Source organism: Streptomyces sp. NPDC101191 (assembly GCF_044767915.1).
Taxonomy (GTDB): Bacteria; Actinomycetota; Actinomycetes; order Streptomycetales; family Streptomycetaceae; genus Streptomyces.
In genome coordinates this window covers 173,150-190,654 of sequence record NZ_JBIWOU010000007.1, presented here as the reverse complement: position 1 = coordinate 190,654, position 17,505 = coordinate 173,150, and the positions used below count along the sequence as shown (strand labels likewise).

The following is a 17,505-nucleotide window of genomic DNA, read 5'->3' as shown; positions in this document are numbered from 1 at the left end:
CGCGCGCGTTGTCGGGGCGTCAGCCCCTTCGGGGGCCTCAGCCCTTGTTGGGGCCCTCGTAGTCCTCGCCGTAGGCGCCCTTGGCGGGCCGGCGGCGGCGCATCGGGGGCTCGACGCCGTCCGCGAGGCGGCGGGCGGTGACGAGGAAACCGGTGTGGCCGATCATCCGGTGGTCCGGGCGGACGGCCAGGCCCTCGACGTGCCAGTTGCGGATCATGGATTCCCAGGGCTGCGGCTCGGCGTAGCAGCCGAACTCGCGGATGGACTCCACGGTGCGGGCGAGCTGCGTGGTGGTGGCCACGTAGCAGCAGAGGATGCCGCCGGGGACGAGCGCCTTGGAGACGGCCTCCAGGCACTCCCAGGGGGCGAGCATGTCGAGGATGACGCGGTCGACGTCGGTGTCGGACAGGTTGTCCTGGAGGTCACCGACGGTCAGCTGCCACGCGGGGTGGGGGCCGCCGAAGTAGCGCTCGACGTTGCCCTTGGCGATCTCGGCGAAGTCCTCGCGGCGCTCGTAGGAGTGCAGCATGCCGTTGTCGCCGATGGCGCGCAGCAGGAAGGAGCTGAGCGAGCCCGAGCCCACGCCCGCCTCGACGACGCGTGCGCCGGGGAAGATGTCGGCGAAGGCCAGGATCTGCCCCGCGTCCTTGGGGTAGACCACGGCGGCGCCGCGGGGCATGGACAGGACGTAGTCGGGGAGCAGGGGGCGCAGCGCGAGGTAGGCGACGTTTCCGGTGGTACGGACAACGCTGCCCTCGGGGGCGCCGATCAGTTCGTCGTGCGGGAAAGAACCCTTGTGGGTGTGGAAGTTCTTTCCCTCTTCGAGCGTGAACGTGTAGTGACGGCCCTTGGGGTCGGTCAGCTGAACCTGGTCCCCGACCTTGAAGGGCCCGCGTCGGCGGGCGGCACCGGTCGGTTCGGACATGTGAACAGGGTACCGGGCCTACGAACCGGGTCGTGCCATGGCCTTCACGAAGGCCTTCTCGACGTCGGCGGTGGAGAGGACCCCGTAGATCTCGCCGCTGTCCTCGACGACGAGGTATTCGGTGGCGGGGCTGGCGCGGAGGTGGTCGAGGAGGGGTTGGCCGGTGAGGTCGACGGGGACCTTCATGCCGTCGACGAGGTCCTGGGAGAGGGAGCTGACCGCGACCCAGGGGCGGCGGTGCTGGGGGACGCCGGCGATGGCGGTCTCGCGGACGATGCCGGTCGGGGTGCCGTGGCCGTCGACGACGACGAGGGCGCGGGCGCCGGCCTCGTTGGCGCGGCGGAGGGCCTCGGAGAGCGGGGTGGCGGTCTCGACCGGGATGGCGCGGCGGGTGAGGGTGCGGGCGCGCAGCTCGGGGAGGTGCTCGCGCAGCCGGGCCATGCGGAGGCTGTTGCCGGCGCCGGTCCAGATGATCGCGGCGAGGATGGCGGCGAGCAGGGCGTCGGTGACGGTGGTGAAGCCGGAGATGTTCTCGGTGGAGTTGCCGAGGAGTCCGGTGCGGGTGAGCAGCGGGAGTCCGATGAGGACGGTGACGGCGAGCGCCCGGCCGACCCAGGCGGCGGCGACGGTGCCGCTCATGGGGTTGCCGGTGAGCTTCCAGACGACGGCGCGGAGCATGCGGCCGCCGTCGAGGGGCAGGCCGGGCAGGAGGTTGAAGATCGCGACGATCAGGTTGGAGATCATCAGGCCGCCGAGGAGGACACCGGGGACGGTGCCGGGCTCGACGACGTACAGGGTGAGGTAGAAGATCCCGGCGAGCAGGAGGGAGAGCAGCGGGCCGACGAAGGCGAGGACGAACTCGCGGCCGGGGGTCTCGGTCTCCTTGTCGATCTCGGAGACGCCGCCGAAGAACTGGAGCTGGATGCGGCGTACCGGGAGCTTGAAGCGGAGCGCGGCGAGGGTGTGGGCCAGTTCGTGGACGAGCACGGAGGCGTAGAAGGCGATCGCGAAGAAGAGGGAGACGAGGTAGCGTGCGGCGCCGAGGTCGGGCAGGACGCGTTCGATCTGGTCGCCGAAGACCCAGGTGATCAGGGCGGCGACCAGGAACCAGCTGGGCGCCACGTAGACGGGCACGCCGAAGGGCCGGCCCATGAGGATGCCGCCGCCCGGGTCCTCGGTCCGCTGCGGCTTGGACTCGTCCTGGTTCACGGGTTCCTTTCGTCGCCGAGCTGCTCGGTCCGCGCGCTCGGTCACGGATCGATCATGCAGCGCGACGGGCTCCTGCGTCGATGGTATTCCGCGAGGGCCCGTCCGGTGGATCAGGGTCGGGTGGGCCGTGGCTGTCGGTGCCGGGTCGTAGGGTCTGTGTCATGACTACGAGCGAGCAGCCGCCGGTGGAGCCCCGGGCGCCCATGTCGCTGTCGCCTTCGCGGGCGAGTGACTTCATGCAGTGCCCGCTGCTGTACCGGTTCCGGGTGATCGACCGGCTGCCGGAGAAGCCGAGTGCGGCGGCGACGCGCGGGACGCTGGTGCACGCGGTCCTTGAGCGCCTGTTCGACGCGCCGGCCGTGGAGCGTACGGCTCCGCGGGCGAAGGCGCTGATCCCGGGCCAGTGGGACCGGCTGCTGGCGTCGCGTCCGGAGCTGGGCGAGCTCTTCGCCGAGGGCGGTGACGGTGCCGGGGACCCCACGGAGCCTCCGGCCGAGCGGCTGGCCCGGTGGCTTTCGGAGGCGGAGAGGCTGGTCGAGCGGTGGTTCACGCTGGAGGACCCGACCCGGCTGGAGCCGGCGGAGCGTGAGCTGTTCGTGGAGACGGAGCTGGCGTCGGGGCTGCGGCTGCGCGGAGTGATCGACCGGGTCGACGTGGCGCCGACGGGCGAGGTGCGGATCGTCGACTACAAGACGGGCAAGGCGCCCCGCCCCGAGTACAGCGAGGGCGCGCTGTTCCAGATGAAGTTCTACGCGCTGGTGGTCTGGCGGCTGAAGAACGTGGTGCCGCGCCGGCTGCAGCTGGTCTACCTGGGCAGCGGTGAGGTGCTGACGTACGACCCGGTGGAGGCCGATCTGCTGCGGGTGGAGCGCAAGCTGCTCGCGCTGTGGGAGGCGATCCGGCTGGCGACGGAGACGGGCGACTGGCGGCCGCGCCCCACCAAGCTCTGCGGCTGGTGCGATCACCAGGCGGTGTGTCCGGAGTTCGGCGGCACTCCCCCGGTGTATCCGCTGCCCGTGGTGCCCGTGCGCCCGGCGGAGCCGGGCGGACTCGGCCAGGGGGGTCAGGGCAGAATGGATCAGGTCCCGCCCGCCGTCTGAGGTCCGTCCGGGCCGCATGCGGGCCGATGAAGGAGTTGTTCGTGGCTATCCGCGTCCTACTGGTCGACGACCAGCCGCTGCTGCGCACCGGTTTCCGGATGATCCTGGAGGCGGAGCAGGACATCGCGGTGGTGGGTGAGGCAGGGGACGGCTTGCAGGCGCTGGACCAGGTGCGGGCGCTGCAGCCCGACGTGGTGCTCATGGACATCCGGATGCCGCGGATGGACGGTGTGGAGGCCACCCGGCAGATCACCGGTCCGGGCCGGGACGGCCCGGCCAAGGTCCTGGTGCTGACCACGTTCGACCTGGACGAGTACGTGGTGGAGGCGCTGCGCGCGGGGGCGAGCGGCTTCCTCCTGAAGGACGCACCGGCGCACGAGCTGGTGCAGGCGATCCGGGTGGTCGCGGCCGGCGAGGCGATGCTGGCGCCGTCGATCACGCGCCGGCTGCTGGACAAGTACTCGGCGCACCTGCCCTCCGGCGAGGAGCAGGTGCCGGACACGCTGAACACGCTGACCGACCGTGAGGTCGAGGTGCTGAAGCTGGTGGCGCGCGGTCTGTCGAACGCGGAGATCGCGGCGGACCTTTTCGTCAGCGAGACGACCGTCAAGACGCACGTGGGCCATGTCCTGACGAAGCTGGGTCTGCGCGACCGGGTGCAGGCTGCGGTGTACGCGTACGAGAGCGGGCTGGTGCGCCCCGGCGCGCAGTGACCGTATGCGGAAGGGCCCGGCGCGCGAGCTGCGCGCCGGGCCCTTTCGCGTACCGGGTTCCGGTCAGCCCTTCTTGATCTCCCAGAAGCGGAAGACGGTGGACGCGTCCAGGGTCCACTCCAGGCCGGTGACGTCCTCGCGGGCGACGGCGTACTGCTTGCCCTGCCACAGCGGCAGCAGCGGGAGCTCGTCGGCGACGAGGTCCTGCACCCTGTTGTAGGTGGAGCCGGTCGAGGCGCGGTCGGGGGACGCGGCGACGGCGGGCAGCAGCTCGCCCGTGATGAGGGCGTTCTTGTAGCGGTTGCCGAGGACGTTGTCGTCGCCGAAGAACGGGGTGGTGAAGTTGTCGGCGTCCGGGTAGTCGGGGACCCAGCCGCGGACGTACACGCCGTACTTGCCGGCCGCGATGTCCTTCTCGTACTGCTCGAACGGCACGGACTCGACCTTGGCCTCGAACAGGCCGCTCTCGTTGAGCTGGTCGGCTATGGCCTCCATCATCTGGTCGGTGGAGGGGCCGAAGCGGTTCGGGGTGGACCAGAGGGTGAGCTTGACCTTGCCGGTGATCCCGGCGTCGCGCAGCGCCTTCTTCGCCTTGGCCTTGTCGGGCTCGCCGTAGGTGTCGAAGAACGAGGTGGCGTGTCCGGCGATGCCGGCCGGGACGATGGAGTACAGCGGCGTCGCGGTCGACTGGTAGACGTCCTGGACGAGCGCCTCGCGGTTGACGAGGTGGGCGATGGCCTTGCGGACGCCGAGCTTGCCGACGACCGGGTCCTTGACGTTGAAGACCATGTGCTGGACCTCGGCGCTGGAGCCCTGGACGACCTGGATGCCCTTGTCGTCCTGGGCGTTCTCCAGGGTGGCGATGTCGCCGGCGGACAGGCCTCGGTAGGCGACGTCGACCTCGCCGGCCGAGAAGGCCTTGGCGAGGGCCTCGCGGTCGCCGCCGTAGAGCTTGAGCGTGACGGCGTCGTTCTTCCGCTTGGCGTTGCCCTGGTAGGTGTCGTTGGCGGTGAAGACGGCCTCGGTCTCGCTGAAGGCGTCGAGCTTGTACGGGCCGGAGCCGACGGCCTTGCCGTCGGTGCGCAGCGCGTCGGCCGGGTACTCGCGGTGGTCGACGATGGAGCCGGCGCCCGAGGCGATCTTGCTGGGGAAGGTGGCGTCGGGGGTCTTCAGCCTGAAGACGACGGTCTTCTCGTCGGGGGTCTCGATGGAGGCGATCGAGGCGAGCAGCGGGGCGGGGCCGTTGGGGTCGGCGATCTTGAGCGCGCGCTCGAAGGAGAACTTGACGTCCTCCGAGGTGAGCGGGTTGCCGTTGGAGAACTTGAGGCCCTCGCGCAGGGTGCAGGTGTAGACCGTGCTGCCGCCCGAGAAGCCGCACTTCTCGGCGGCCTCGGGCTCGGGCTCGGAGCCGCCCTTCGGGAAGGCGATCAGGGACTGGAAGACGTTGTTGAACAACAGCCACGAGCCGGGGTCGTAACCGGCGGCGGGGTCGGTCGCCAGGATCTCGTCCGACATGCCGACGCGCACGGCGGCTCCGGAGCCGCCGGCGTCGCCGCCCTGTTCGGTGCCGCAGCCGCTGAGCAGGGTGGCGGCCAGGCCCGCAGCGAGCGGAGCCGTCAGCCACTTGTTGTGTGCCTTCACAGAACTTGCCTCTTGATCTCTTACCAGGCCGGCCGCGCAACGGCTGCGCGGCCGGTACGACGAAGGGGTCAGGCGGTGCCGCGTCCGAGCTCCCACAGGAGCAGGTCGGAGGAGGTGTTCAGCGCCCACTCGACGCCGGTGACGTCGTCGCGCGCGGCGACGTACTGCTTGCCCTGCCACAGCGGCAGCACGGGTACGTCCTTGGCGACGATCTTCTGGATCTGCTCGTAGACGGGGGTCGCGGCGGTGCGGTCGGCCTCGCGGCGCGACTGCGGGATCAGCCGGTCACGGACCGACTGATTGACATAGGGGGTGTTGAGGAAGTTGTCGCTGTCGAGGAACGGAGCGACGTAGTTGTCCGGGTCCGGGTAGTCCGGGAACCAGCCGAGGCCGTAGACGGCGTAGTCGCCGCGCTTCTGCGCCGGGCGGAACTTGGACCACTCGGTGCCCTGGATGCGGGCGTCGAAGAGCTTGGTGGCGTTGAGCTGGCCGCGCAGGGCCTCGAACTCCTTGGCCGTCTCGGCGCCGTAGTGGTCGGTGGTGTAGTTCAGGGTGACCTTGACGGGGGTCTTCACGCCGGCGTCGCGCAGGATCTTGGCGGCCTTGGCGGTGTCCGGCTGGCCGTAGGTGTCGATGAACGAGGTGGCGTGGCCGGTGATGCTGGAGGGGATCAGCGAGTAGAGCGGCTCCGCGGTGGGGCCGTAGACCTGCTCGACGAGGCGGCCGCGGTCGACGACGGAGGCCATGGCCTGCCGGACGGCCTTCTCGTCGACGGCGGGAGCCTTGGTGTTGAAGCCGAGGTAGCGGATCTCCAGGCCGGGGACCTCGGTGAGGTCGATGCCCTCCTGGGGCTTCTCGGTGAGTTCCTTGATCTGCGCGGTCGACATGGCGCGGGCGGCCATGTCGATGCTGTCGTCGCGCAGCGCCTTGTCCATCCCGTCGGCGTCGCCGAAGGTGCGCAGCTCGACCTTGTCGTTGCGCAGGGTGATGTCGCCCTTGTACTTGGCGTTCTTGGTGAAGACGAACTTCGTCACCTTGTCGCCGTCGGTCTCGGTCTTCATCGTGTACGGGCCGGACCCGTCGACGTCGAAGCCCTCGCGCAGCGCCTTGCCCTCGTACTTGGCCTTGCTGAGGATGCCGGCGACGGGGGTGGAGATCTTGTACGGGAAGGTCGCGTCGGGGGTCTTGAGGTGGAAGATCACCTCGAGCTCGCCCTTGGTCTCGACGGCGTCGATGTTCGAGAGCAGCGCGGCGGTGCCGTTGTCGGACTTGATCGCGAGGACGCGCTCGACGGAGAACTTCACGTCCTCGGCGGTGACCGGCGTGCCGTCGGCGAAGGTCAGGCCCTCGCGGAGCGTGCAGCGGTAGCTCTCGCTCTCCTTGTCGGAGAAACCGCAGCTCTGGGCGGCCTCGGGGACGGGCCGGCCGCTGCCGCGCGGGACGCGCATGAGGGTCTGTACGGTCTGGCGCAGGATGTTCCAGGCGCCGGTGTCGTAGGCGAAGGCCGGGTCGAGCGGCGCGGGAGCGTCCTCGGTCGCGACGAACTGGTCCGTGGTCCCGACGACGATCGCTCTGCTCTGGTCCCCTCCGCCGCAGCCGGCGAGCAGGGGGGTGAGCAGTGCGGCCGCGAGGGGCAGCACCAGGGTCTTGCGGTTCATCGGGGAACGTTCTCCTCATCCGGCACGGGGTGACGGCCGGCACGTACAGCGGCTTCGGTCACTCCGCCGGCCGCCCGGTCGGGGCGGTCGATCGGGCCGGTACGGGGTGCGATCGGTCCTGCGGGGACGGCGACTTGGGTGGGCGCCGGGGCACGCGGATGGTGCGGCGGAGTACTCGCGAAAGATTAGTGGGCGGTACCGCGCCCTCAGGACGGCGAGGGTCGCGGGAGCGAGCGTCCGTCGGGCATGAATACGGTGCGTTCGATAGTCATGCGCCGGAATGATTCGTACGGGGTGTAGCGAATCAGGACACATGGGCGGGCCGTAAACGTCATGTTCCGGACACGGCACGCAGACAGGCCACCCGCCGACCGACACGCTGGGTGACCAATGTCACTCAGGGTCCTTTTCGGCGGATGGCCTGTTCGTTTCCGAAAGCGAAGCTACGAGGGCTTCGCAGGGTGGGCCGGAGGGCTCAGAGCCCCCTGGGCGTGGCGATCAGCGTCCGCAGGAAGGGCACGTCGACGTCCTCCAGGGAACGCACGACGACCCGCCCCGCCGAGGGCGCGATGGGGGCGACGGAGGGCACCGCGACGACCCTGCAGCCGGCCGCCTCGGCGGCCGCGACCCCGGTCGCCGTGTCCTCGACGACCGCGCAGAGCACCGGATCGGCCCCGACCCCGCGGGCGGCGGTCAGATACGGCTCCGGATGCGGCTTCGTACGGACCACCTCGTCGCCCGCGACGGTCAGCGCGAAGCGGTCGGCCCCCAGGGAGGCGAGCACCCGGTCGATGATCCGGCGGTGCGAGGCCGAGACCAGGGCGGTGGGGATGTCGTGCCGGGCCAGCTCCGTGAGCAGTCGGTCGGCGCCCGGCATCAGCGGCACGCCGCGGTCGATGCGCTGCTCGAACTTCTGGTTGAGCAGGACGGTGAGCTCCTCCACCGTGATGTCCGCGCCCGTGGCCTCGATGAGGTAGCCGGCGCTGCGGGTCATCGGCCCGCCGACGACGACGTCCCGCCAGGCCTCGTCGAGGCGGTGTCCGAGGTCGGCGAAGACCTCGACCTCCGCGTCCCACCAGAAGCCCTCGGTGTCGACGAGGGTGCCGTCCATGTCGAGGAAGACCGCCTGCAGGGCGGAGCTGCCGTTGGCACGGAACAAGGACGCGGGGACCGTACTGGTCATCCGGCACACCTCCACGGAGGGACGAAGAGGCCGGCCACCCACCCCGGCACGGGGGTGGGCGACCGGCCTGCACTGGACCGACCAGTGTACGTCCGGTTCACACCAGGCGCAGGGATTTACCCCCGCCCCGGTTACCGAGCGTTGAAGTACTTCGCCTCCGGGTGATGGATGACGATGGCGTCCGTGGACTGCTCGGGGTGGAGCTGGAACTCCTCCGACAGGTGGACTCCGATCCGCTCGGGCTCCAGGAGCTCGGCGATCTTCGCCCGGTCCTCCAGGTCGGGGCAGGCGCCGTAGCCGAGCGAGAAGCGCGCGCCGCGGTACTTGAGCGCGAACATGTCCTCGACGTCCGCGGGGTCCTCTCCGGCGAAGCCGAGCTCGGCGCGGACCCGGGCGTGCCAGTACTCGGCCAGGGCCTCGGCCAGCTGCACGGAGAGGCCGTGCAGCTCCAGGTAGTCGCGGTACGAGTCGGACTCGAAGAGCTTGGCGGTGGCCTCGCCGATCCTCGACCCGACGGTGACGACCTGGAGGCCGACGACGTCGGTCTCGCCGGACTCCTCCGGGCGGAAGAAGTCCGCCAGGCAGAGCCGGCGGCCTCGGCGCTGGCGCGGGAAGGTGAAGCGGGTGCGCTCGTTGCCCGCGTCGTCGAGGATGATCAGGTCGTCGCCCTTGGAGACGCAGGGGAAGTAGCCGTGCACGACGGCCGCCTCCAGCAGGTTCTCCGTGTGCAGGCGCTCCAGCCAGCCGCGCAGCCGCGGCCGGCCCTCGGTCTCCACCAGCTCCTCGTACGACGGTCCGTCACCGGCCCGGTTCTGCTTGAGGCCCCACTGGCCCTTGAACAGGGCGCCCTCGTCGAGCCAGCTCGCGTAGTCCTTGAGGGGGATGCCCTTGACGACCCGGGTGCCCCAGAACGGCGGGGTCGGCACCGGGTTGTCGGTGGCGACGTCGGAGCGCCCGCCGGGCTCCGGCTCGTCGACCTGCAGGGTGCCGGCGCCCTTGGCGACCCGGCGCTGCTTGAGCTCGGGCAGGGTCGCGCCGGGGACGCCGCGCTTGACCGCGATGAGGGCGTCCATGAGACGCAGGCCCTCGAACGCGTCGCGGGCGTAGCGGACCTCGCCTTGGTAGATCTCGTGCAGGTCCTGCTCGACGTAGGCCCGGGTGAGGGCGGCGCCGCCGAGGATCACGGGGTACTTGGCGGCCAGCTCGCGCTGGTTGAGCTCCTCCAGGTTCTCCTTCATGATCACGGTCGACTTCACCAGCAGACCGGACATGCCGATCACGTCGGCCGCGTGCTCCTCGGCGGCTTCCAGGATCGCGGAAACGGGCTGCTTGATGCCCAGGTTGACCACGTTGTAGCCGTTGTTGGAGAGGATGATGTCGACGAGGTTCTTGCCGATGTCGTGGACGTCACCGCGGACCGTGGCCAGGACGATCGTGCCCTTGCCCTCGGCGTCCGACTTCTCCATGTGGGGCTCCAGATGGGCCACCGCGGTCTTCATGACCTCGGCGGACTGGAGCACGAACGGCAGCTGCATCTGACCGGAGCCGAACAGCTCACCGACCGTCTTCATGCCGTCCAGCAGCGTGTTGTTGACGATGTCGAGAGCCGGGGTCGTGGTCAGGGCCTCGTCGAGGTCCGCCTCCAGACCGTTCTTCTCACCGTCGATGATCCGCCGCTTCAGACGCTCCTCCAGCGGCAGCGCGGCGAGCTCCTGCGCCTTGCCGGCCTTCAGCGACTTCGCCGTCGCACCCTCGAACAGCGCCATCAGCTTCTGCAGCGGGTCGTAGCCCTCGGCACGGCGGTCGTAGATGAGGTCGAGTGCCGTCTGCACCTGCTCCTCGTCGAAACGCGCGATCGGCAGGATCTTCGACGCGTGCACGATCGCCGAGTCCAGCCCCGCCTTCACGCACTCGTCCAGGAACACCGAGTTCAGCAGGATCCGGGCGGCCGGGTTCAGACCGAAGGAGATGTTCGACAGACCCAGCGTCGTCTGCACCAGCGGATGCCGCCGCTTCAGCTCACGGATCGCCTCGATCGTCGCGATACCGTCCCTGCGCGACTCCTCCTGACCCGTGCAGATCGTGAACGTGAGGGTGTCGATGAGGATGTCGGACTCGAGGATGCCCCAGTTGCCGGTCAGGTCGGCGATCAGACGCTCGGCGATGGCGACCTTGTTCTCGACCGTGCGGGCCTGGCCCTCCTCGTCGATCGTCAGCGCGATCAGCGCCGCACCGTGCTCCTGTGCCAGGCGGGTGACCTTCGCGAACCGCGACTCCGGACCGTCGCCGTCCTCGTAGTTGACCGAGTTGATGACCGCCCGGCCACCCAGCTTCTCCAGACCGGCCCGGATGACCTCCACCTCGGTGGAGTCCAGCACGATCGGCAGCGTCGACGCGGTCGCGAAACGACCCGCCAGCTCCTCCATGTCCGCGACACCGTCACGGCCCACGTAGTCCACGCACAGGTCCAGCATGTGCGCGCCCTCACGGATCTGGTCGCGCGCCATCTCCACACAGTCGTCCCACCGGGCCTCCAGCATCGCCTCGCGGAACTTCTTCGACCCGTTCGCGTTCGTCCGCTCACCGATCGCCAGGTACGACGTGTCCTGACGGAACGGGACGGTCTGGTAGAGCGAGGCGGCGCCGGGCTCGGGGCGGGGCTCGCGGGGCTGCGGGGTGAGGTCGCGGACGCGCTCGACCACCTGGCGCAGGTGCTCGGGGGTCGTGCCGCAGCAGCCGCCGATCAGGGAGAGCCCGTACTCGCGGACGAAGGTCTCCTGGGCGTCGGCGAGCTCGGCCGGGGACAGCGGGTAGTGGGCGCCGTCGGAGGTGAGCACCGGCAGGCCGGCGTTCGGCATGCAGGACAGCGGGATGCGCGAGTGGCGGGCGAGGTAGCGCAGGTGCTCGCTCATCTCGGCCGGTCCGGTGGCGCAGTTGAGGCCGATCATGTCGATGCCCAGCGGCTCCAGCGCCGTCAGCGCGGCGCCGATCTCCGAGCCCAGCAGCATGGTGCCCGTCGTCTCGACGGTGACGGAACAGATCAGCGGGACGTCGACGCCGAGGGTGTCGAGGGCGCGGCGGGCGCCGATGATCGACGCCTTCGTCTGCAGCAGGTCCTGGGTGGTCTCGACGAGCAGGGCATCGGCGCCGCCGGCGAGCAGACCCTCGGCGTTCTGCTGGTAGGCGTCACGCAGCGCCGTGTACGGGGCGTGGCCGAGGGTCGGCAGCTTCGTGCCGGGACCCATCGAGCCGAGGACCCAGCGCTGCTGCCCGGTGCTCGCCGTGAACTCGTCGGCGACCTCGCGGGCGATCCGCGCACCGGCCTCGGACAGCTCGTGGACCCGCTCGGGGATGTCGTACTCGCCGAGCGCGGCGAAGTTGGCACCGAAGGTGTTCGTCTCCACGCAGTCCACGCCGGCGGAGAAGTACTCGTGATGGACCGAACGGACGATGTCGGGCCGGGTGACGTTCAGGATCTCGTTGCAGCCCTCGAGGTTCTGGAAGTCCTCGAGAGTGGGGTCCTGTGCCTGGAGCATGGTCCCCATGGCGCCGTCGGCGACGACGACTCGGGTGGCGAGTGCTTCGCGGAGCGCTGCCGCGCGATTGCGGAGGTCTGCGGAAGGGGTCGGCGACGAGGCCATGGATTGAGCTCCCTGGGATGCGACGGCTGTCGGCTTTGCACCCCCTGAGGAGGGTGCACTGGCCCAGACTAACCGCGAGCGCGCCGGGCTGGACATGGGATTCCGACTGGTGGACTGCATCCTGTGTGCGGGGACTCCCGGTCCGGCCCGTTCATGTCCGACACTGTTGGTGTGACACGAGGTCGGCATCGACCGATAGTGTTCAGCATTGTCGAACAGCATGTGAGGAGAAGGGCCGGGCGATGGCGAAGAACATCCAGTCGCTTGAACGGGCGGCGGCGATGCTGCGACTGCTCGCGGGCGGCGAGCGCCGGCTGGGCCTGTCCGACATCGCCTCCTCCCTCGGCCTCGCCAAGGGCACGGCGCACGGCATCCTGCGCACCCTCCAGGCCGAGGGCTTCGTGGAGCAGGACGGGCCCTCGGGCCGCTACCAGCTGGGCGCCGAGCTGCTGCGGCTCGGCAACAGCTATCTGGACGTGCACGAGCTGCGCGCACGGGCCCTGGTCTGGACGGACGACCTGGCGCGCTCCAGCGGCGAGAGCGTCCATCTGGGCGTGCTGCACCAGCAGGGCGTGCTCATCGTCCACCACGTCTTCCGGCCCGACGACAGCCGTCAGGTCCTGGAGGTGGGGGCCATGCAGCCGCTGCACTCCACCGCCCTGGGCAAGGTGCTCTCCGCGTACGACCCGGTGGCGCACAGCGAGGTGCTGGAGGTCGAGAGGGAGCCCTTCACACCCCGGACGGTCACGGAGCTCGCGGGCTTCGAGTCCCTGCTCGACATGACCCGGGCGCGCGGCTGGGCCGCGGACGTGGAGGAGACCTGGGAGGGCGTGGCCTCGGTGGCGGCGCCGATCCACGACCGGCGCCGGATGCCGGTGGGCGCGGTGGCCATCACGGGCGCGGTGGAGCGGGTCTGCGCGGAGGGCGAGCTGCGCTCGGAGCTCGTGGCGGCCGTACGGGACTGCGCCCGGGCGGTCTCCCGGGACCTGGGGGCGGGCCGCTTCTGAGGCCGCGGCCGGGCCCGTACAGACACCCCTGAAACCCGTCGGTAACGATCGCGTTATCGGCGGGTTTTTCGCGCCCGGGACCCTTGACGCGCTGTTAACCGTGGCGCAAAACTTCCGTTCATCGGTCGGCATTGTCGAACACCTACCGGCAATACGCGCTAAGGTATGGCAGTGCCAAGGGCCGAAATCGCCCTCACACGAGGGCGCGGACCACCGGAGGGACCCGGGGTTCGCCTTCCCCTGGACGAAGGACAAAGGAGTCGCGGGTGTCCAGCTCCGACATCTTCCTCGGCGAGACCATCGGTACCGCCGTACTCATCCTGCTCGGCGGTGGCGTCTGCGCCGCCGTCACGCTGAAGAGCTCCAAGGCCCGCAACGCGGGCTGGCTTGCGATCACCTTCGGGTGGGGCTTCGCCGTCATGACGGCGGTCTACATGACCGCTTCCCTCTCCGGCGCCCATCTGAACCCCGCCGTGACGATCGGTATAGCGATCAAGGACGGCGACTGGAGCAACGTGCCGGTGTACATCGCCGGTCAGATGCTCGGCGCCATGATCGGCGCGGCGCTCGTCTGGATCGCCTACTACGGGCAGTTCCAGGCCCACCTCACCGACGAGTCGATCATCTCCACGCCGCACGAGGAGGGCATGGTCGACCAGAAGGCCTCGCCGAAGGCGGGCCCGGTGCTGGGCGTCTTCTCCACCGGCCCGGAGATCCGTAACACCTGGCAGAACCTGGCCACCGAGATCATCGGCACCGTCGTGCTCGTGCTCGCCGTGCTCACGCAGGGCCTCAACGACAGCGGCAAGGGCCTCGGCGTCATCGGCGCCCTGATCACCGCCTTCGTCGTCGTCTCCATCGGCCTCTCGCTCGGCGGCCCGACCGGCTACGCCATCAACCCGGCCCGTGATCTCGGCCCGCGCATCGTGCACGCCCTGCTCCCGCTGCCGAACAAGGGCGGATCCGACTGGAGCTACGCCTGGATCCCGGTCGTCGGCCCGCTGGTCGGCGGCGCCATCGCCGCGGGTATCTACAACATCGCGTTCGCCTGAGCCGTCCTTCTTCCAGACCTCCCTTGGAGTACACCGTGACCGACGCCCACACCGCCGCCGCCTCTCACGGCGCGGGGCCGTTCATCGCCGCCATCGACCAGGGCACCACCTCGTCCCGCTGCATCGTCTTCGACAAGGACGGCCGGATCGTCTCCGTCGACCAGAAGGAGCACGAGCAGATCTTCCCGAAGCCGGGCTGGGTCGAGCACGACGCCACCGAGATCTGGACCAACGTCCAGGAGGTCGTCGCCGGCGCCATCGCCAAGGCCGGGATCACCGCGGCCGACGTCAAGGCGATCGGCATCACCAACCAGCGCGAGACCACGCTGCTCTGGGACAAGACCACCGGCGAGCCCGTCCACAACGCCCTCGTCTGGCAGGACACCCGCACCGACGCCCTGTGCAAGGAGCTCGGCCGCAACGTCGGCCAGGACCGCTTCCGCCGCGAGACCGGCCTGCCCCTCGCCTCGTACTTCTCCGGCCCCAAGGTCCGCTGGCTGCTCGACAACGTCGAGGGCCTGCGCGAGCGCGCCGACCGCGGCGACATCCTCTTCGGCACCATGGACTCCTGGGTCATCTGGAACCTCACGGGCGGCGTCGACGGGGGCCACCACGTCACCGACGTCACCAACGCCTCCCGCACCATGCTGATGAACCTCCACACCATGGCCTGGGACGAGAAGATCCTGCAGTCCATGGAGATCCCGGCCGCCGTGCTGCCGGAGATCCGCTCCTCCGCCGAGGTGTACGGCACGGTCAAGGGCGGCGTCCTCGACGGCGTCCCGGTCGCCTCCGCGCTCGGCGACCAGCAGGCCGCCCTGTTCGGCCAGACCTGCTTCGCCGAGGGCGAGGCCAAGTCCACGTACGGCACCGGAACGTTCATGCTGATGAACACCGGCGACAAGATCATCAACTCCTACAGCGGCCTGCTGACCACCGTCGGCTACCAGATCGGCGACGCGAAGCCGGTCTACGCCCTGGAGGGCTCGATCGCGGTCACCGGTTCGCTCGTCCAGTGGATGCGCGACCAGATGGGCCTCATCAAGTCGGCAGCCGAGATCGAGACGCTGGCCTCCTCCGTCGAGGACAACGGCGGCGCCTACTTCGTCCCGGCCTTCTCGGGCCTCTTCGCCCCGTACTGGCGCTCCGACGCCCGCGGTGTCATCGCCGGCCTCACCCGGTACGTCACCAAGGCACACATCGCCCGCGCCGTGCTCGAGGCCACCGCCTGGCAGACCCGCGAGATCACCGACGCCATGACCAAGGACTCGGGCGTCGAGCTGACCGCCCTCAAGGTCGACGGCGGCATGACCTCCAACAACCTGCTGATGCAGACCCTCTCGGACTTCCTGGACGCCCCCGTCGTGCGCCCGATGGTCGCCGAGACCACCTGCCTCGGCGCCGCCTACGCCGCCGGCCTGGCCGTCGGCTTCTGGCCCGACACCGACGCCCTGCGCGCCAACTGGCGCCGGGCCGCCGAGTGGACCCCTCGCATGGACGCCGGCAAGCGCGACAGCGAGTACAAGAACTGGCTCAAGGCCGTAGAGCGCTCCATGGGCTGGCTCGAAGAAGAAGAGAACTGACGAGGAGTAAGTTGCGATGACCACCCTGCAGAGCCTCCCCTCCCTGGGGATGCACCCGGCTGCCGGTTCCCTTCCGACCCGCGCCGTGACCCGGGAGCAGCTGTCCAAGGCGACGTACGACCTCCTGGTGATCGGCGGCGGCATCCTGGGCATCTCCACCGCCTGGCACGCCGCGCAGTCCGGACTGCGGGTGGCCCTGGTGGACGCCGGCGACTTCGCCGGCGCCACCTCCTCCGCCTCCTCCAAGCTCCTCCACGGCGGTCTGCGCTACCTGCAGACCGGCGCGGTCAAGCTGGTCGCGGAGAACCACTTCGAGCGGCGCGCGGTCTCCCGGCAGGTGGCCCCCCACCTGTCGAACCCGCTCACCTTCTACCTGCCCGTCTACAAGGGCGGCCCGCACGGCGCGGCCAAGCTCGGCGCCGGCGTGTTCGCCTACAGCGCCCTGTCCGCCTTCGGCGACGGCGTCGGCCACCTGCTGAGCCCCGCCAAGGCCGCCCAGGACGTGCCGGAGCTGCGTACGGACAACCTGAAGGCCGTCGCCGTCTACGGCGACGACCAGATGAACGACTCCCGCATGGCCCTGATGACGGTCCGCGCCGCGGTCGACGCCGGCGCGGTCGTCCTCAACCACGCCGAGGTCACCGGCCTGCGCTTCACCCGGGGCCGGGTCACCGGCGCCGAGCTCCGGGACCGCATGTCCGGCGAGGAGTTCGGGGTCGACGCCCGCCTGGTGCTCAACGCGACCGGCCCGTGGGTCGACCACCTGCGCAAGATGGAGGACCCGAACGCGGCCCCCTCCATCCGGCTCTCCAAGGGCGCCCACCTGGTCCTCAAGCGCACCTCCCCGTGGAAGGCCGCGCTGGCCACCCCGATAGACAAGTACCGGATCACCTTCGCCCTCCCCTGGGAGGACATGCTCCTGCTCGGCACCACCGACGAGGAGTACGAGGGCGAGCCGGGCGAGGTCGCGGTCAACGACAAGGACATCGCCCAGATCCTGGACGAGGCCGCCTTCTCCATCCGCGACCAGCAGCTCGACCGCTCGCTGATCACCTACGCCTTCGCGGGCCTGCGGGTACTGCCGGGTGGTCCCGGCGACACCTCCAAGGCCAAGCGCGAGACGGTCGTGACCGAGGGCCGCGGCGGCATGCTGTCGGTGGCCGGCGGCAAGTGGACCACCTTCCGCCACATCGGCCGCACCATCATGAAGAAGCTGGAGTCGCTGCCGGGCCACCCCCTCGGCGACGACTACGAGCCGGTCGCCACGCTGCCCAAGCGTCTGCCGCTGCCCGGCATCGCCAACCCGAACGCGGTCGCCCACCGGCTGCTCGTGGACGGTCCGGCGCCCGGCCCGCGCATGTCCGCCGACACGGCCAAGCACCTGGCCACCCATTACGGCTCGCTCTCCTTCGACATCGCCCGCATGGCGAACGAGAACCCCGAGCTCGCCGAGCGCGTCCACCCCGACGCGCCGGAGATCTGGGCCCAGGTCGCCTACGCCCGCGACCACGAGTGGGCGGAGACCGCGGACGACGTGCTGCGCCGCCGCACCACACTGACCATCCGCGGTCTTGCCACGGACGAGGTCCGCGGCAAGGTCGAGGACATGCTGCGCAAGTAGCGGTGTGCCGCCGCGTTCGGGCGGCACAGCGGAGGAGTGCGGTCGGGGGGGGGGGCCCCCGGGGGCGCCCCCCCCCCCCCCCCCCGGGGCCGGGGGCCCCCCCCCCCCACCGCCGGAAAAAAAGGGGGGCGGCGTTGTTTGAAGTATTTTAAAATTTTTTTTATAATAAGGC

The 17,505-nt window shown here is 70.1% G+C and carries 12 protein-coding genes; 6 read left to right on the top strand and 6 right to left on the bottom strand.

All coding sequences use genetic code 11. The features are described 5' to 3' along the window. Positions 1 to 37: 37 nt before the first annotated feature. Positions 38 to 925 (bottom strand): tRNA (adenine-N1)-methyltransferase, encoded by an 888-nt coding sequence (locus tag ACIRQF_RS27025; protein ID WP_376638229.1) that lies wholly within the window; start codon positions 923 to 925, stop codon positions 38 to 40. Positions 926 to 943: 18 nt separating this feature from the next. Continuing rightward, positions 944 to 2,077: a site-2 protease family protein gene (locus ACIRQF_RS27020; RefSeq protein WP_382486480.1), complete on the bottom strand. Its 1,134-nt coding sequence runs from the start codon at positions 2,075 to 2,077 to the stop codon at positions 944 to 946. A gap of 218 nt (positions 2,078 to 2,295) precedes the next feature. On the opposite strand from ACIRQF_RS27020, the gene ACIRQF_RS27015 reads away from it, so the two are divergent. Further along, positions 2,296 to 3,234: a RecB family exonuclease gene (locus ACIRQF_RS27015; protein WP_404095735.1), complete on the top strand. Its 939-nt coding sequence runs from the start codon at positions 2,296 to 2,298 to the stop codon at positions 3,232 to 3,234. 41 nt (positions 3,235 to 3,275) lie between these two features. Continuing rightward, positions 3,276 to 3,947 carry a response regulator transcription factor gene (locus ACIRQF_RS27010; protein WP_345490029.1) on the top strand — a complete coding sequence of 224 codons (672 nt, stop codon included), beginning with the start codon at positions 3,276 to 3,278 and terminating at the stop codon, positions 3,945 to 3,947. A 63-nt stretch (positions 3,948 to 4,010) separates the two neighbouring features. Here ACIRQF_RS27010 and ACIRQF_RS27005 read toward each other — a convergent pair whose 3' ends face one another. The 4 genes from ACIRQF_RS27005 to metH form a co-directional block, all read right to left on the bottom strand. After that, entirely contained in the window at positions 4,011 to 5,588 is a 1,578-nt protein-coding gene (locus ACIRQF_RS27005) for an ABC transporter substrate-binding protein (RefSeq protein WP_404095731.1), read from the bottom strand. A gap of 68 nt (positions 5,589 to 5,656) precedes the next feature. Next, on the bottom strand, positions 5,657 to 7,246 hold the full coding sequence (locus ACIRQF_RS27000) for an ABC transporter substrate-binding protein (protein WP_376638232.1): 1,590 nt from the start codon (positions 7,244 to 7,246) through the stop codon (positions 5,657 to 5,659). Positions 7,247 to 7,721: 475 nt separating this feature from the next. Continuing rightward, positions 7,722 to 8,429, bottom strand: a complete 708-nt coding sequence (locus ACIRQF_RS26995) for an HAD family hydrolase (protein ID WP_376638233.1) — start codon at positions 8,427 to 8,429, stop codon at positions 7,722 to 7,724. Positions 8,430 to 8,560: 131 nt separating this feature from the next. Continuing rightward, complete coding sequence (gene metH, locus ACIRQF_RS26990) at positions 8,561 to 12,070, bottom strand: methionine synthase (protein WP_404095727.1); 3,510 nt, start codon at positions 12,068 to 12,070, stop codon at positions 8,561 to 8,563. Positions 12,071 to 12,312: 242 nt separating this feature from the next. On the opposite strand from metH, the gene ACIRQF_RS26985 reads away from it, so the two are divergent. The 4 genes from ACIRQF_RS26985 to ACIRQF_RS26970 all read left to right on the top strand — a co-directional run bounded on the left by ACIRQF_RS26985 (position 12,313) and on the right by ACIRQF_RS26970 (position 17,333). Continuing rightward, positions 12,313 to 13,077, top strand: coding sequence for an IclR family transcriptional regulator (locus ACIRQF_RS26985; protein WP_376637224.1), 765 nt, complete (start codon positions 12,313 to 12,315; stop codon positions 13,075 to 13,077). A gap of 266 nt (positions 13,078 to 13,343) precedes the next feature. Further along, the gene (locus ACIRQF_RS26980; RefSeq protein WP_403531820.1) at positions 13,344 to 14,129 is read left to right on the top strand and encodes an MIP/aquaporin family protein; all 786 of its coding nucleotides are present in this window, start codon (positions 13,344 to 13,346) and stop codon (positions 14,127 to 14,129) included. A 35-nt stretch (positions 14,130 to 14,164) separates the two neighbouring features. Then, entirely contained in the window at positions 14,165 to 15,712 is a 1,548-nt protein-coding gene (glpK, locus tag ACIRQF_RS26975; protein ID WP_382486909.1) for a glycerol kinase GlpK, read from the top strand. A gap of 16 nt (positions 15,713 to 15,728) precedes the next feature. Beyond that, a complete protein-coding gene (locus ACIRQF_RS26970) occupies positions 15,729 to 17,333 on the top strand; it encodes an FAD-dependent oxidoreductase (RefSeq protein ID WP_382486912.1) in 1,605 nt (534 codons plus the stop codon). Positions 17,334 to 17,505 lie beyond the last annotated feature (172 nt).

Coding starts and splice junctions, on each gene's coding strand:
- ACIRQF_RS27025 (WP_376638229.1), bottom strand. CDS start 925: ATGTCCGAACCGACCGGTGCCGCCCGCCGACGCGGGCCCTTCAAGGTC.
- ACIRQF_RS27020 (WP_382486480.1), bottom strand. CDS start 2,077: ATGGGCCGGCCCTTCGGCGTGCCCGTCTACGTGGCGCCCAGCTGGTTC.
- ACIRQF_RS27015 (WP_404095735.1), top strand. CDS start 2,296: ATGACTACGAGCGAGCAGCCGCCGGTGGAGCCCCGGGCGCCCATGTCG.
- ACIRQF_RS27000 (WP_376638232.1), bottom strand. CDS start 7,246: ATGAACCGCAAGACCCTGGTGCTGCCCCTCGCGGCCGCACTGCTCACC.
- ACIRQF_RS26995 (WP_376638233.1), bottom strand. CDS start 8,429: ATGACCAGTACGGTCCCCGCGTCCTTGTTCCGTGCCAACGGCAGCTCC.
- metH (WP_404095727.1), bottom strand. CDS start 12,070: ATGGCCTCGTCGCCGACCCCTTCCGCAGACCTCCGCAATCGCGCGGCA.
- ACIRQF_RS26985 (WP_376637224.1), top strand. CDS start 12,313: ATGGCGAAGAACATCCAGTCGCTTGAACGGGCGGCGGCGATGCTGCGA.
- ACIRQF_RS26970 (WP_382486912.1), top strand. CDS start 15,729: ATGACCACCCTGCAGAGCCTCCCCTCCCTGGGGATGCACCCGGCTGCC.